The sequence below is a fragment of the Amycolatopsis sp. ATCC 39116 genome (assembly GCF_000231075.2).
In the GTDB taxonomy this organism is placed as follows: Bacteria; Actinomycetota; Actinomycetes; order Mycobacteriales; family Pseudonocardiaceae; genus Amycolatopsis_E; species Amycolatopsis_E tucumanensis.
The window spans coordinates 248212-261932 of the sequence record NZ_AFWY03000005.1; the positions used below are offsets into that span (position 1 = coordinate 248212).

The 13721-nt window shown below is 72.1% G+C and carries 14 protein-coding genes; 4 read left to right on the forward strand and 10 right to left on the reverse strand.

The window, feature by feature from the left end:
• Positions 1-51: 51 nt before the first annotated feature.
• The 5 genes from AMY39116_RS0308795 to AMY39116_RS42545 are packed head-to-tail and all read right to left on the reverse strand — an operon-like array spanning position 52 to position 5095.
• Positions 52-840 carry an SDR family NAD(P)-dependent oxidoreductase gene (locus AMY39116_RS0308795; protein WP_020417323.1) on the reverse strand — a complete coding sequence of 263 codons (789 nt, stop codon included), beginning with the start codon at positions 838-840 and terminating at the stop codon, positions 52-54.
• 7 nt (positions 841-847) lie between these two features.
• Positions 848-2020 (reverse strand): acyl-CoA dehydrogenase family protein, encoded by a 1173-nt coding sequence (locus tag AMY39116_RS0308800; protein ID WP_020417324.1) that lies wholly within the window; start codon positions 2018-2020, stop codon positions 848-850.
• A gap of 17 nt (positions 2021-2037) precedes the next feature.
• Complete coding sequence (locus AMY39116_RS0308805) at positions 2038-2775, reverse strand: SDR family NAD(P)-dependent oxidoreductase (RefSeq protein ID WP_020417325.1); 738 nt, start codon at positions 2773-2775, stop codon at positions 2038-2040.
• Complete coding sequence (locus tag AMY39116_RS0308810) at positions 2772-3560, reverse strand: enoyl-CoA hydratase/isomerase family protein (RefSeq protein WP_020417326.1); 789 nt, start codon at positions 3558-3560, stop codon at positions 2772-2774. The genes AMY39116_RS0308805 and AMY39116_RS0308810 overlap by 4 nt, the downstream gene beginning before the upstream one ends.
• Positions 3557-5095, reverse strand: a complete 1539-nt coding sequence (locus AMY39116_RS42545) for a class I adenylate-forming enzyme family protein (RefSeq protein WP_020417327.1) — start codon at positions 5093-5095, stop codon at positions 3557-3559. Before AMY39116_RS42545 ends, AMY39116_RS0308810 begins: the two co-directional genes overlap by 4 nt.
• Before the next feature lie 225 nt (positions 5096-5320).
• Here AMY39116_RS42545 and AMY39116_RS0308820 point away from each other — a divergent pair, with 225 nt between their 5' ends.
• Together AMY39116_RS0308820 and AMY39116_RS0308825 are read left to right on the forward strand one after the other, a co-directional pair.
• The gene (locus AMY39116_RS0308820) at positions 5321-5818 is read left to right on the forward strand and encodes a MarR family winged helix-turn-helix transcriptional regulator (RefSeq protein ID WP_157358488.1); all 498 of its coding nucleotides are present in this window, start codon (positions 5321-5323) and stop codon (positions 5816-5818) included.
• Positions 5819-5822: 4 nt separating this feature from the next.
• Positions 5823-6893, forward strand: a complete 1071-nt coding sequence (locus tag AMY39116_RS0308825; RefSeq protein ID WP_020417329.1) for an iron-containing alcohol dehydrogenase family protein — start codon at positions 5823-5825, stop codon at positions 6891-6893.
• 48 nt (positions 6894-6941) lie between these two features.
• Here AMY39116_RS0308825 and AMY39116_RS0308830 read toward each other — a convergent pair whose 3' ends face one another.
• Genes AMY39116_RS0308830 through AMY39116_RS0308840 form a run of 3 tightly spaced genes read right to left on the reverse strand, consistent with a single transcriptional unit; the run spans position 6942 to position 9901 of the window.
• Entirely contained in the window at positions 6942-7730 is a 789-nt protein-coding gene (locus tag AMY39116_RS0308830; RefSeq protein ID WP_020417330.1) for a class II aldolase/adducin family protein, read from the reverse strand.
• On the reverse strand, positions 7727-9079 hold the full coding sequence (locus tag AMY39116_RS0308835; RefSeq protein ID WP_020417331.1) for an MFS transporter: 1353 nt from the start codon (positions 9077-9079) through the stop codon (positions 7727-7729). Before AMY39116_RS0308835 ends, AMY39116_RS0308830 begins: the two co-directional genes overlap by 4 nt.
• Positions 9080-9106: 27 nt before the next feature.
• Positions 9107-9901, reverse strand: a complete 795-nt coding sequence (locus AMY39116_RS0308840) for an alpha/beta fold hydrolase (protein ID WP_020417332.1) — start codon at positions 9899-9901, stop codon at positions 9107-9109.
• A 111-nt stretch (positions 9902-10012) separates the two neighbouring features.
• Between AMY39116_RS0308840 and AMY39116_RS0308845 the strand changes: the two genes are divergently transcribed.
• The gene (locus tag AMY39116_RS0308845) at positions 10013-10729 is read left to right on the forward strand and encodes an SDR family NAD(P)-dependent oxidoreductase (RefSeq protein ID WP_020417333.1); all 717 of its coding nucleotides are present in this window, start codon (positions 10013-10015) and stop codon (positions 10727-10729) included.
• Between the two features lie 136 nt (positions 10730-10865).
• On the opposite strand, the gene AMY39116_RS0308850 is transcribed toward AMY39116_RS0308845, so the two are convergent.
• Complete coding sequence (locus tag AMY39116_RS0308850; protein WP_020417334.1) at positions 10866-11429, reverse strand: TetR/AcrR family transcriptional regulator; 564 nt, start codon at positions 11427-11429, stop codon at positions 10866-10868.
• Positions 11430-11524: 95 nt separating this feature from the next.
• Here AMY39116_RS0308850 and AMY39116_RS0308855 point away from each other — a divergent pair, with 95 nt between their 5' ends.
• A complete protein-coding gene (locus tag AMY39116_RS0308855; RefSeq protein WP_020417335.1) occupies positions 11525-12469 on the forward strand; it encodes an aldo/keto reductase in 945 nt (314 codons plus the stop codon).
• On the opposite strand, the gene AMY39116_RS44640 is transcribed toward AMY39116_RS0308855, so the two are convergent.
• A complete protein-coding gene (locus AMY39116_RS44640) occupies positions 12462-13664 on the reverse strand; it encodes a CdaR family transcriptional regulator (RefSeq protein WP_020417336.1) in 1203 nt (400 codons plus the stop codon). The two genes, AMY39116_RS0308855 and AMY39116_RS44640, sit on opposite strands and share 8 nt — an antisense overlap.
• Positions 13665-13721 lie beyond the last annotated feature (57 nt).

Here is a 13721-nt window from a genome sequence, read left to right on the forward strand (position 1 = left end):
GGAATGCCGCTTCGCAACGCGCACAGCGGCGGGCGGGCAGGCCGGGCGCGCTCACAACGTCACCGAGTAGCCGCCGTTGACCGGGATCGTCTGCCCGGTCACCCACGAGCTCGCGTTGGAGCTGAGGAACAGGATCATGTTCGCGATGTCCTCCGGCTCGCCGAACCGGCGGATGACGTACCGCTTGAGCTGCGCCTTGGCTGCCGCCTCGTCGTTGAGGATGTCCTCGACGAAGGGTGTGCGGGTGGCGCCGATCGACACGGCGTTCGCGGTGATGCCGAACCGGCCGGTGCTGCGCGCCACGGCCCGGGTGAACCCGGCCGCCCCGGCCTTGGCGGCCGAGTACACCTCCAGCCCCGGCTCGCCCTGGCGTCCGGCGTCGGAGATCACGGTGACCACGCGGCCGGTGCCGTGCTCGCGCATCAGCGGCACCCCGTGCCGGACGCAGTTGAGCACGCCGTAGAGGTTGGTGCCCAGCCAGCGGTCCCAGTCCGCCGGTTCCTCGGACCAGAAGTCGGAGAACCCCGCCCGGCCGGCGGGTCCGGCGTTGCCGGCGTTGTTGACGAGCGCGTGCAGTTCGCCGTATTCCTTCTGCACGCGCGCGAACGCGTCGGCGACCTGGGCGTAGTCGGTGACGTCGAACGCCAGCGGGAGGGCCTCCACGCCTTGACCGCGAACCTCTTCGGCAACCTTCTCGGCGCGGTCTTCGTAGAAGTCGTTGATCACCACGGCGCGGGCGTCGTGGGCGGCGAAGTGCAGGGCGACGGCGCGGCCGACGCCTTGGCCTGCGCCGGTCACCAGGGCGACCCGGCCCCGCATGGACAACACGTTCTGGTTCATCAGTGCCTCACAGGTGCGTGGGTTCGAAGATGGACGGACCGCGCAGGGTGGCGCCGTCCAGGAGGTTGCGGGCGATCACGAACTGCTGGATGGTCGGCGGGCCTTCCTCGACGACGTTCGCGCGCGCGTCGCGCAGCATGCGTTCGATCGGGTACTTGCGGGTGAACCCGATCCCGCCGAACACGAGCAGGGCCCGGTCGGTGACGCGGCAGACGGCTTCGGAGCCGAACAGCTTGCAGGCCGAGGCCTCGATGGGGATGCGCAGCCCGGCGTCGAGCTTGGCCGCGGCGTCCTCCAGCATCGCGCGCAGGGCGTAGACGTCGGTGGCCATCTCGGCGAGGTAGCGCTGGACGGCCTGCCGGGTGCCGATGGGCTTGCCGAAGGTGACCCGCTCGTTGGCGCGGGCGACGCTGAGCGCGAGGGCCTCTTCGGCGGTGCCCAGGGACGAGGCGGCGACGAAGACGCGGCTGACCTCCATGCCGTGCTCGATCAGGCCGAGTCCCTGGCCCTCCTCGCCGAGCCGGTTGGTCACCGGCACGACCACGTCGTCGAAGGTGAGGTGGCCGTGCTGCAGCCCGCGGGTGCCCAGGGTGCCGGGCAGCGGCGCGATCGTCAGGCCGGGCCGGTCCCGCTCGACGAGGACGGCGCTCACCCCGCGGGCCCCGGCGGCGGGGTCGGTCTTGGCGAAGACGATGAAGTGGCTCACCCAGTCGGAGTTGGTGGTCAGCCACTTCTGCCCGTCGATCCGGTAGTTCTCGCCGTCGCGCAGGCAGCGGGTGCCGATGTCGGCGCCGGTGCCGTGGTCGGGTTCGGTGATGCCCATGCCGAAGGACGCGTGCCCGGTGGCCACGAGCGGCAGCAGCGCGTCCTTCTGCTCCTCGCCGGCGAGCATCTCGAAGACGTGCGCCGACGAGTTGTGCGCGTGCACGAAGCCGCGCAGGCCGCCGTGGATGCGGGAGAGGTCGGCGAGGATCGGCAGGTACTGCGACACGGTGAGGCCGGATCCGCCGTACCGCTCGGGCAGCAGCAGCCCGAACGCGTTCACCTCGCGTAGCGCGGGCACGAGGACGTCCTTCGGGATCCAGTCGGTGTCCTCGATCCGGTCCTCCATCGGCGGGATCAGCTCGGTCATCGCCCGCACGATGGCCTGGCGCAGTTTCTGGTGGTCGGTGTCGTCCATGTTCGTCCTTGTCGTTGTCAGGAACGCAAACTCTGTCCGCCGTCGAGCGGGATGACGGCCCCGGTGAGGTAGGCCGAGGCGTCGGAGGCCAGCAGCAGCACCAGCCCGGTGAGGTCGTCGAGCCGGCCGAGGCGGCCGAGCGGGATCCGCCGGGTGATCCGGTCCCGGAAGCGCTCGTCGGCGAGGAACTCCGCGTTGATCTCGGTCGGGAAGTGGCCGGGGCAGATTGCGTTGACCCGGATCCGCAGCGGCGCCCATTCCAGGGCGAGCTGCCGGGTCAGGTGGATCAACGCCGCCTTGCTCGTGCCGTAGGCCGCGGTGTCGGCCACCGGGTTCAGCCCGGCCGCGGAGGCGACGTTGACGATGCTCCCCGGCCGCCCGAGCCGCCGCAGGCCCTCGGTGACCACAGTGGACACCGTCCAGGCCCCGGTCAGGTTGACCGCCAGCGCGTGGTCCCAGTCGGCATCGGTGTGTTCCAGGGCGGGTTTGACGGCGCCGCCACCGGCGTTGTTCACCACGATGTCCGGCCAGCCGGTCGTCTCGGCGATCCGTGGAATCGCCTCGCGCACCGCGACACGGTCGGTGATGTCCAGTTCCAGTGGCACGATCCGGTCGCCGTGCCGGGGCACGCGGTCGGCGCGGCGTGCCGCGCCGATCACGGTGGCGCCGTGATCGGCGAAGATGCGGGCGGTGTGCGCGCCCAGTCCGGAGGAGGCGCCGGTGACCAGGGCGACTTTGCCGTCGAGGTTCGTCATCGCCCGGTGAACCTCGGTGCGCGGCGGGCGGCGAAGGCCCGCACCCCTTCGGCGTAGTCTGCCGACTTCTGGTGTGCCTGGGCGACCTCCAGCGCGTGCGCCAGTCCGGTCCGCCGGTCCTGCTCGAGCCCGTCGCGGACCAGTTCCTTCATGCGGCGCAGGCCGAGCGGGCTCTTCCGGCTCAGCCCGGCCGCCAGCCGCCCGGTCTCGGCGAGCAGCTCCTCCCCCGGCACGACGCGGTGGACCAGGCCCCAGCGCTGGAAGTCCTCGGCCGGTGCGGTGTCGCCGGTGAACAGCAGCCACAGCGCGGGATTGCGGCCGACCCGCCTGGGAAGGCGGTAGGTCCCGCCCGCGCCGGGCAGGAGCCCGGCGTTGGCGTGCAGGTCGCCGATGCGCGCGCCCGCGGCGGCGAGCACGATGTCGCAGCAGAGCAGCAATTCCAGCCCGCCCGCCGCGGCCGTGCCGTTGACCGCGGCGATCACCGGCTGCGGCTGGCGTTCCAGCAGGCCGAACACCGCGTCACTGCGGGCGAGGTCGACGTCGGGCAGCGCGTCCGGGTCGTCCGGGTCGACGGTGAGGTCGGCGCCGGCGCAGAAGGCGCTCCCGGCTCCGGTGACCACCAGCGCCCGGACTTCGCTGTCCTCGGCCGTGTCCTTCAGGACGGCTTCCAGTTCGTCGAGCATCAGCGGGGAGATCGCGTTGCGCCGCTCCGGCCGGTTCAGCGTGATCCAGCGGACCTGGTCGCGATCGGCGACGAGGATGGTGTTGAAATCCGGCACGGTCACACCGCCTCGGCCCGCGCGCCGAGCTGATCCCGGAGGGCGCGTTTGAGCACCTTGCCGGAGGCGTTGCGCGGCAACTGGTCCACCAGGCGCCACCGCGTCGGCCGCTTGTAGCGGGCGATCCGTTCCGCGACGTGCACGCCCAGGTCCTCGGCCGTCGCCTCCGCTCCCGGGACCAGGACGACGGCCGCGGCCACGCACTCGCCGTACACCTCGTCGGGCACGCCGAACACCGACGCCTCGGCGACCGCGGGGTGGCTGTGCAGCGCTTCCTCCACCTCGCGCGGGTAGATGTTCTCCCCACCGGAGATGATCACGTCGCTGATGCGGTCGACGATGGTGAAGTACCCATCCGTGCCGCGCACGGCGAGGTCGCCGGTGTGCAGCCACCCGTCGCGGATCGCCTCGGCGGTCGCCTCGGGCTGGTGGTGGTAGCCGACCATGCAGGTCCCTGCCGCGCTGACGACGACCTCACCGGTCTGTCCCACCGCCACTTCGGTGCCCGACGGATCGACGATGCGGGCGTCGACCCCGTAGACCTCGCGGCCGGTCTGGTCGGCGCGATCCCGGTGGTCCTCGGGGCGCAGCACCGCGATCGTGGTGGCTTCGGTGGTGCCGTACCACTGGTAGAACCCCGCCTGCGGGAAGGCTTCTCGCGCCCGCTCCAGGGTGGTCGCCGCGATCGACGAGGAGCCGTACCAGATCTTGGTGAGCGAACCGGTGTCGTGGGCCGTCACGTCGGCGTCACGCAGGATCATCGCGAGCATCGTCGGCGACCACAGCGTCACGGTCACCCGCTCGCGCTCGACGAGTTCCAGCACGCCGTCGGCGGAGAACCCGCGGCCGGTGAGCACGACCGTGGCGCCCAGCGCGAGCGCCGGCAGGAGCTGGATCACCAGCCCGCCGCCGTGGAACAACGGCATCGAGATCAGCATGACGTCACCGGCGCCCAGGTCGCCTTCGATCGCGTAGACCGGCAGCAGCCGCACGGTCGCGTCGTGCGTGGCGAGCACGCCCTTGGGAAAACCCGTGGTGCCGCTGGTGTAGAGGACCGTGGCGATGTCGCCCGGTTCGCTGAGGTCCTCCGGTGCGGCGCCGGTGTGCGCCGCCAGGAGGTCGCGATAGGGCAGCCGCCCGGTCACCGCCTCGCCGTCGTCGACCACGACGAGCGCCGGACGCTCGGCCGGCAGCGCGGCGTCCAGGGCTCCCGCGTAACCCGGTCCCGCCACGACCACGCGGGGCGTGGTGTCGGCCAGGACGTAGGACAGCTCCTCCGGGCCGTACCGGAAGTTGAGCGGGACGAACCAGGCGCCCGCCTTCATCGCGGCGAAGGCCACCACGACGAGTTCGACGCAGTTCTCCGCCAGGATCGCGACGCGGTCGCCGCGCCGGACGCCCAGTTCCCGGAACGCCGCCGACAGCCGGTCGGCGTCGCGGTCGAGTTCGGCGTAGGTGAGGGCGGACCCGCCCGTCGACACCGCCGTCCGGTCCGCGAACCGCCTCGCTCCCCGGCGCGTGACATCGGTCAGTGTGCGCACGCCAGCATTCACTTCCTTCCCGGCACCGTTGCACGTGGTCGGCGCCCGGGCTGCGGCCCGGACTCCTCTACGGTCCCCCATCGACCCCAAACTCGTCAAGAATCAAATCATCTCAATTCTGATGATCTCGATTTGCTCGATCCCGTACGATGGCGTGGACCCGGATGAAGTGGGTGCTGATGGTCAGATCTCGACCGGTGCGCCCGAGCGACGACAGGGGTGTCCGTGAACCACATCCACGCCAAGGAGTACGAGGAGCTCATGGTGGAGCGCGCCGAGCGCTCCGGCGTCGAGGTCGACCTCGACGTGCTCGCCGTGACGTTCAACCTCGTGCGCGCGGCGAACAAGCTCGTCGCGGACCTGGAGCAGAACGTCTACCGGGCGCGCGGCGTGAGCTACGCGGGCTTCCGCGTGTTGTTCGCGTTGTGGGTCGTGGGCGAGAGCGAGCCGCGGCAGCTCGCCCAGCTCGCCGCCGTCACCAGGTCGAGCGTGTCCAGCGTGCTCAACACGCTGGAGGACGCCGAGCTCGTCGAACGGCGCCGGGACTCCACCGACCGCCGCATCGTGACGGTGGAGCTGACCAAGCGCGGCCTGGAGACGGTGCTGGAGACCTTCGGCAGCCACCACGACCGCGAACGGGAGTGGACGAGCGGGCTGTCGCCGGCCGAGCGCCGCACGCTGGCCGACCTCCTCCGCCGCGTCGTCGAGCACCACGCCGGATAGCGCCGTGGACGCCTACGACTGGTCGCCGCCCGCGCCCGGGCGGATCGTCTCGGGTCCGTCCGCGCTGGACTCGCTGCCCGGCCTGCTGTCCGAACTGGACCTGGCCCGGGTCGTGCTGGTGACCAGCCCGTCCATGGCGCGCAGCCCGGTGTTCGCGATGGCGCGGGAGCGGGCCGGGGACCACGTCGTGCACGCCACGGTCGCGCCTCATTCGCCGATGGCCGACGTGCGGACGCTGCGGGACCTCGCGGTCGCGACCGGGGCGGACGGCTACGTCGCGCTCGGCGGGTCCAGCGTGATCGACACCGTCAAGGCGGCTGTGTGGCTCGATCTCGGCACCACGCGCCGCCGGTCGGTCGCGGTCCCCGCGATGTTCGGCGGCGCGGAGGTCACCTCGCGCGCCGGGGTGACCGACGAGGGCCGCAAGGTCGGGATCGGCGACGAGCGGATCGTGCCGGACGTCGTCGTGCTCGATCCGCGGGTGCCGGCGGCGTTGCCGTCGCGGCTCACGCGCGTCTCCGTCGCCAACGCGCTGGCGCATTGCGTCGAGGGTCTGGTCGGCACGGGCCGCTCGCCGCTGTCGGACGCGTTCTACCTGCGTTCACTGGCGCTGATCCGCGACGGGGTGGACCGGCTGGACGATCCGCACGGAGCGTTGAGCGCGTTCCAGTCCGCGGCGGTGCTCGCCGCCCTCCCCCGCGTCCGGATGGCCGCCGCGCACGCCATCGTGCACGTGCTCGCCCCGGTCCTCGGAGTTCCGCACGCCGTGGCCCACGGGGTGGTGTGCCGGACGGTGATGAGCTACACCGCCCCGGCGGTGCCGGACCGGCACGCGCTGATCGCCGAGGCGCTGCGCGCCCCGGCCGCGCTCGACGGCGTCACCGCGGTGCTCGACCGGCTCGGCGTGCCGCGGGGCCTGTGCGCGGCCGGGGTGGATCGCGGGCAGCTGCCCCTGGTCGCGGACGCGCTCCTGAAATCCGGCCCGCCCGGCAACCCCCGTCCGATCGGCGGGCGGGACGATCTGCTGCGCATCCTCGACCGCGCCTGGACCGGCGAGCTACCGCTGACCTGGTGACGCGAACGGGCCGGGCGCGCGCACGCCCCCGGCCCGCTCCCTCCCCCGTCAGTCCAGGAGATCCGGTTCCAGCTTGAGGATCTTCTGGTGCAGCGGCTGGAAGTTGAACCACCCGAACCCGGGCGTGCCGGTCACGCTCGACACCTGACGCGCCTCCGCCTCGTCGATGAGGATCGGGTCACCGGCGGCCATCGCGAGCAGCTGCGACTGGCAGGACCGCTCCATCGAGATGAACCACCACGCGGTCTCGGCCACCGTCCGCCCGACGGTGAGCAGGCCGTGGTTCTGCAGGATGACGGCCTTGTGGTCGCCCAGGGCCTTGGCGATGCGGTTGCCCTCCTCGGGGTCGAACACCAGGCCGCCGAACCCGTCGTAGACGCTGTGATCGTCGTAGAATGCCAGCGAGTCCTGGGTGATCGGGTCGAGCAGCCGGCCGAACGCGGAGAACGTCTTGCCGTGCAGGGAATGCGCGTGGGCGACCGCCTGCACGTCCAGGCGGGCGGCGTGCACGCGCGAGTGGATGTAGAAGCCGGCCAGGTTCACCAGCCCCGCACCCTCCACCAGGCGCCCGTTCTCGTTGACCAGCAGCAGATCCGACACGCGGATGTGCTCGAACGGCACGCCGAACGGGTTCACCCAGAAGCAGGTGGGGTGGATCGGGTCGCGGGCGGTGACGTGACCACCCACCCCTTCCCCGAAGCCGAACTTCCCGAACAGCCGGAAGGTGGCGGCCAGTTCGCGCTTGCGGCGGAGGCGTTCCTCCTCCGGTGAGGCCGCCACGGGCGGCGCCGGGACCCGGTAGGCGGGGTCGTCGAACGTCGGCAGGGCCGTGCTCATACTGTTTCCTTCCTCTCCTGCGACTGCGCTGGGGATTCGGTGTTCATCCGCTCGATCCGGGGCCCGACGGCCAGCACGGTCACCACACCCAGCACCATGACGAGCGCGATGAGCAGCAGTGCGTAGCGGAAGCTGCCGGTGGCCTGCTGGATGCTGCCGGTCAGCAGGGGGCTGACGATGCCGGTCAGGTTGCCCGACGAGTTGATGACGGCGATGCCGGCCGCCGCGGCGGCGCCGGTCAGGCCGAGCACCGGGATGCGCCAGAACTGCGACAGCGACGTGTAGATACCGGCGAAGCTCAGGCAGGTGCCGACGAGGAACGCGATGCGGTTGTCGGTCATCGCCGCCAGCACCACGCCGGCCGTGCCCACGCACAACGGGAGCGTCGTGGAGAAGACGGCGCTGCGCCGGGCGAACACCTTCGGCCACACCAGCATGACCAGCAACGCGAAGGCGGACGGGATGGCCGACAGCAGCACGCTGGTGACGTCGGTCGGGGACGCGCCGCGTTTGTTGGTGAGCAGCTGCAGCATCTGCGGCAGGAAGTAGCTGAACGCGTAGATGCCGAAGGTGAGCGCGAAGAACGCGAACGCCAGGGCCCACACGCGACCGCTCTTGAGCGCGTCGGTGATGCGGGCAGGCACCGCGCTGTTCCGCTTGAGCGCCGCCTCGGCGTCCAGCTGTTCCTGGATGTATCGGCGCTCCGAAGTGGACAGCCACTTCGCCGTGGCCGGGCTCTTGGCGAGGCGGGCCATCAGCAGGATCCCGACGACCACCGTGATCACGCCCTCGACGAGGAAGACCGATCGCCAGCCGACCATGCCCGTCAGGTGCTGCCCCCATTTGAGCAGCCCGGCGGACAGCGGCGCGCCGACGATGCCGGACACGGCGATCACCGACACGAACACCGGGTAGGCCCAGGCGCGTTGTTTCGCCGGGAACCAGTAGGTGATGTAGAGCAGGACGCCGGGAGCCAGGCCGGCTTCGGCGAGTCCGAGCAGGACGCGCAGGACGTACAGGGCCCCGGCCGAGTCGACGGCCGCCATCACCGCGGTGACCGTGCCCCAGGCCAGCAGGGTGCAGCCGATCCAGGTCGGTGCGCCGAAGCGCCGCAATGCCAGGTTGCTCGGGACCGTCGCGATGATGTAGCCGATGAAGAACAGCGTCGAGGTCAGTCCGATCTGGACGTTGGTCAGGCCGAGGTCGCGGGACATCGGGGCGGCGACGAAGCCGATGTTGACCCGGTCGATGTAGCCCAGCACGTAAGCGGCGCCGAGCAGGGGGAACGTGCGGAGGGCGACCTTGCGCCACAGTTTCGTGCGGTCGGGCGCCGAGCCGGTCTCGGTCATGGTTGTCTTCCGTTCGCAGAGCAGGGGTCAGAACGCGGGCACGCGCTTGGACAGGAAGCGGCCGAGTGCGGCCGCGACTTCCCGGGGATGGGTGGCCGGGCTGGCGTGCGGTGCGCCGTCGATCACGGCGACCGGATCCGCGTGCGGCAGGAGCGCGGCCCACTGCCGCGCCTCGGCCACGGTGATGGCCGAGTCCGCGCCGCCGTGCACCACCAGCGCCGGTGCGGTGATCTCGCGCAGCCGGGGCGACAGGTCGTCTCGCTCCATCACCGCGCGGAACGGGGTGGCGAACTCCGCGGGGCGCTGCTTCATCCACTTCTCGATCCAGGGTCCGACGTCACCGTCGCCGAAGACCATCGCGCCGAGGACCTGGCACAACTCCGGAGTGGGCCCGTCGGCCTGCCAGGCGTCGGCGAACGCGGTCAGCTCACCGAGGGCGCTGCCGTCCTGGCCGGCGGGCGTGGTGTCGATGAGCACGAGGCCGGCGACGCGGTCGGGGGCCAGCAGGGCGGCCGACAGGGCGACGAAGCCGCCCTGGCTGTGCCCGCCCACAACGGCCCGGTCGATGCCGAGCGCGTCGAGGAGGGCGAGGAGGTCGCGGGCGCTGTCCCACAGCGTGAAGGGTGCTCCGTCGTAGGTGGTGCGTCCGTGGCCGCGGGCGTCCCACGTGACGAGGCGGCACCGGTCGGACAGCGGCGCGGCCACCTCGTCGAACAGGCCGGAATCCAGCATGAACCCGTGCCCGAGCACGAGCGGGATCCCCTGCCCGGTGTCCCGGTAGGCGATCCGGGGCCCCGTGGCGACGGGGGCGAAGCGCGTCATCTCTGACCTCCAGCCAGGTCGACGTTGACCAGCGACCTGCTGAACGGTAGGAAGTGTCACCTGAGATTGTCAAGGATCACATCATTTGATCTATGATGAATGGAGCTTCGCGTGAGCGGTGAGTTCGAGGGCAGGATCGGCGTGGTGACTGGCGCGGCGAGCGGACTGGGGGCCGCGGTGGCACGCCGGCTGCACGACCAGGGCGCGACGGTGGTGGCCGCGGACCGGAGCGAGATCCCCGGCGCCGACTGGGTTCCCGCGCGGTGCGACGTCAGCGACGAGGGGGACGTCCGGCAACTGTTCGAGCTGTGCCGGGAGCGGTTCGGGCGGGTCGACGTGCTGTTCAACAACGCCGGCATCAGCGGCGCCCCGGCCCGCCGCGTGCACGAGTACGAGGCGGCCGAGTGGGACCGCGTGCTGGCAGTCAACCTGCGGGGCGCGTTCCTGGTGCTGCGGGCCGCGCTGCCGCTGATGCTCGCCGGCGGGGGCGCGGTGGTGAACACCGCGTCGGTGGGGGCGGTCCGGGCGCGGCCGGGGTTCGCCGCGTACACCGCCTCGAAGGCCGCGGTGAGCATGCTGACGCGCCAGGCCGCGCTGGAGTACGCCGGCGACGGGATCCGGGTGAACGCGGTGGCGCCGGGTTTGATCGACACCCCGCTGGCCGGCGACCTGACGCCTCAGATGCGAGCCGAAACCGCGGCGCGGACGCCACTGGGCCGGCTCGGCACGCCGGAGGAGGTGGCCGACCTGGTGACGTTCCTGCTCTCAGGCGCCGCGTCCTACATCACCGGCCAGACCTACCTGATCGACGGAGGCCGGTGCGCATGACCTCCTGAGCGCGCTGCGGGCGGCGCCGTGAATACACGGGTGGCGATCCACGATTCCACCGCACTCGCGGGCGATACCGCCGGGAGATCAGCGCACCGCACCGCGCCCGCCAAGTCGCGCCGCGCCCCTGCAGCGATCATCGCGCGGCCAGCCCGGCGATCAGCAACTCGATGATCCCCTCGGCCTGCCCGGCCCACTCGCCGTCCGGGTCGAGCTGCCACAGGCTGCCCAGCGCCAGCAGCACGATCTCCGGATCCAGACCCGGCCGCACGGTGCCGGCCGCCTCGTTCGCCGCCAGCAGTTCGTCCAGCGCGTCGCTCATCGCCTGGTAGGTGTCGGCCAGCTGGGCTCGGTCCGGGCCCGTCGCCAGGCGCAAGGCGTCGCCGAGGCCGCGGCGCGTCAGCACGCACCGGGCGAGTTCGCGCATCCACTCCCGCAGCGCCTCCATCGGGAACCGCTCGGCCAGCAGCCGCGTCGCCACCTCGCGGATCTCCGCCACGTCGCGCCCGTACACCGCCAGCACGAGAGCCTCGCGCGTCGGGAAATGCCGGTACAGCGTCGCGTTGCCGACGCCGGCCCGCTTGGCGATCGCGTTCAGGGAGATCTCCGGCGATTCGGCGAGGGCCTGCCGCGCCACGGCCAGGATGGCGCCCCGGTTCTCGCGCGCGTCGGCACGCCGCTTCGGTGTGCTCGCGGTCACCCTCACCCCTCGCAGGTTGCGAAACGGGGAACTCCCCGCTTACTGTCGGAGTAACGGGGAGTTCCCCGTTTAGTTCATCCTACAAGGAGCACACCATGCCCGTTCTGGGATCGTCCGGCCTGGACGTCTTTCCGCTCGCCCTGGGAACCAACACGTTCCGGTGGACCGCGAGCACCGCGGAGTCGCACCGCATCCTGGACGCCTTCACCGACCGCGGCGGCAACTTCATCGACACCGCGGACGTGTACTCGGTCTGGGCGCCTGGCAACAGCGGCGGCGAGGCGGAGAGCGTGATCGGCGAGTGGCTCGCCGCGGGCGCCGACCGCGAGCGGGTGATCATCGCGACCAAGGTCTCCGGCCACCCCGCCCACCCCGGCCTGAGCGCGGACAACATCACCGCGGGCGCCGAACGATCGCTGAAGCGGCTGCGCACCGACCACCTCGACGTCTACTACGCCCACGTCGACGACCCGGCCACCCCGCTGGAGGAGACGGTCGCCGCGTTCGACCGCCTCGTCCAGCGCGGCCTCGTGCGCCACGTGGCGCTGTCGAACTACTCCGCCGAACGGGTCCAGGAGTGGGTGGACGTCGCCGAGGACCTGGGCGCCGCGCCGCCGGTGTCGCTCCAGCCGCACTACAACCTGCTCACCCGCACCGCGTTCGAGCGCGACCTGCGGCCGGTCGCCGAGCGCAACAACCTCGGCGTGGTCCCCTACTACGGCCTGGCCTCGGGCTTTCTCACCGGCAAGTACCGCTCGGCGGCGGACGCGGCGGGAACCGCCCGTGGCGCGCTGATCGGCGACTACCTCACCGACGCCGGGTTCGCCGTGGTGCGGGAACTCGAAGCGGTCGCGTCCGAAGTGGACGCCGCGCCGGCCACCGTGGCCCTGGCGTGGCTGCGCGCCCAGCCCACGGTCGTCGCGCCGATCGCCAGCGTCAGCGCGGCCGGCCAGCTCGACGCCCTGCTCGCCTCGGCCACCCTGGACCTGTCCCCCGAGCAGCACAAGCGGCTGACCACGGCATCCGACGCGGTCAGCTGACCAGGCCAAGCTGGTCGGCCAGGTGGAGCGCCAGTTCGAGTCGCAGGCGGTGCTCCCCGGGCGCCTGACCGAGCAGGGCGGCCGCCTGGTCCACCCGGTACCGCACGGTGTTGTGGTGCACGCCGAGCCGCGCGCCCGCCGCCCGGAAATTGCCACCGGCGTCGAAGAACACCGCGAGCGTGGCGCGCAGGCGGCGGGCGTCCTCAGTGCCGGCGGCCAGCGGCCCCAGCGTCTCGGCCACGAACGTGCGGCAGACGCCGGGATCGGTGCTGCACAGCGCCGCCACCTCGACGTCCGCGAAGTGGGTGACGGTTCCCGCCGGACGGCCCGCGAGCTGCGCGACCCGCAGCGCTTCGCGGGCCTGCCGGTGGCTGCGCCGGAACCCCTCCGGCCCCGCCGCGGGCAACCCCTGCCCGGCCAGCACCGGCGCGCCCGCGGACGGCAGCCGGGCGGCGTCGCGCGTCGGCACCCAGCACCACGTGGTGTCCACATCCACCCGCACCACCAGCGGCGCCGCCGCGGTCAGTGAGGCCGCCAGCGCCCGCGCGGTCGATTCCAGCGGCTGGCGCTTGCCCTCCCGCGGGTTCTTCAAAACCAGCGCGACGTGGCTTCCGGTGAGGTCGTACCCCAGCCGCAGCCGGACCTCCGCGACGTCGGTCTCCCCCGCGAGCACGCGGCGCACGAACTCCGCGCGTTCCAGCGAACCCTCCCTGGCCAGCCGCTCGGCCTCGTCGCGGTACTCGGCGCTGAGCCGGTCGCTGACCAGTTCCAGCCAGGACAACAGGAACGTCGTGCCCTGGTTGACGACCGGCACCGCCAGCGCCACGTCGGGACAGTGCTCCTCGACCGCCCGCCCCCACCGCGTGCACCAGTAGGTGATGCCGAGCCGGTAGCCGCGCATCACCGCGTCGTGGCTGAGCCCGTGCTGCACCATCGACCGTGTCGAGCGCACCACCTCGGGCGAGGTGGTCACGTCCTTCGGCTGGTCACCGCGGACGAGGGCGTGCAGCAGCGCCTCGCTGTTGGCGAAGGCGGTCGCGCGGGCCAGGTCCAGCGCGTCGCGCTCGGCCAGCTCGGGCATGCCCGCCGCGATGTGAGCGACCGTGCCGTCGGCGATCGCGGTCAGGTCGGGCAGCATCGCCGCCGCCACATGCCTGGTGGCCGCGCGGATCGCGTCGTCGGTCGCCGCGGACATGGCCTCAGCGTATCCGCCAGATGGTCAACCGGGCGCCCCGCGGTTGACCGGTTGACC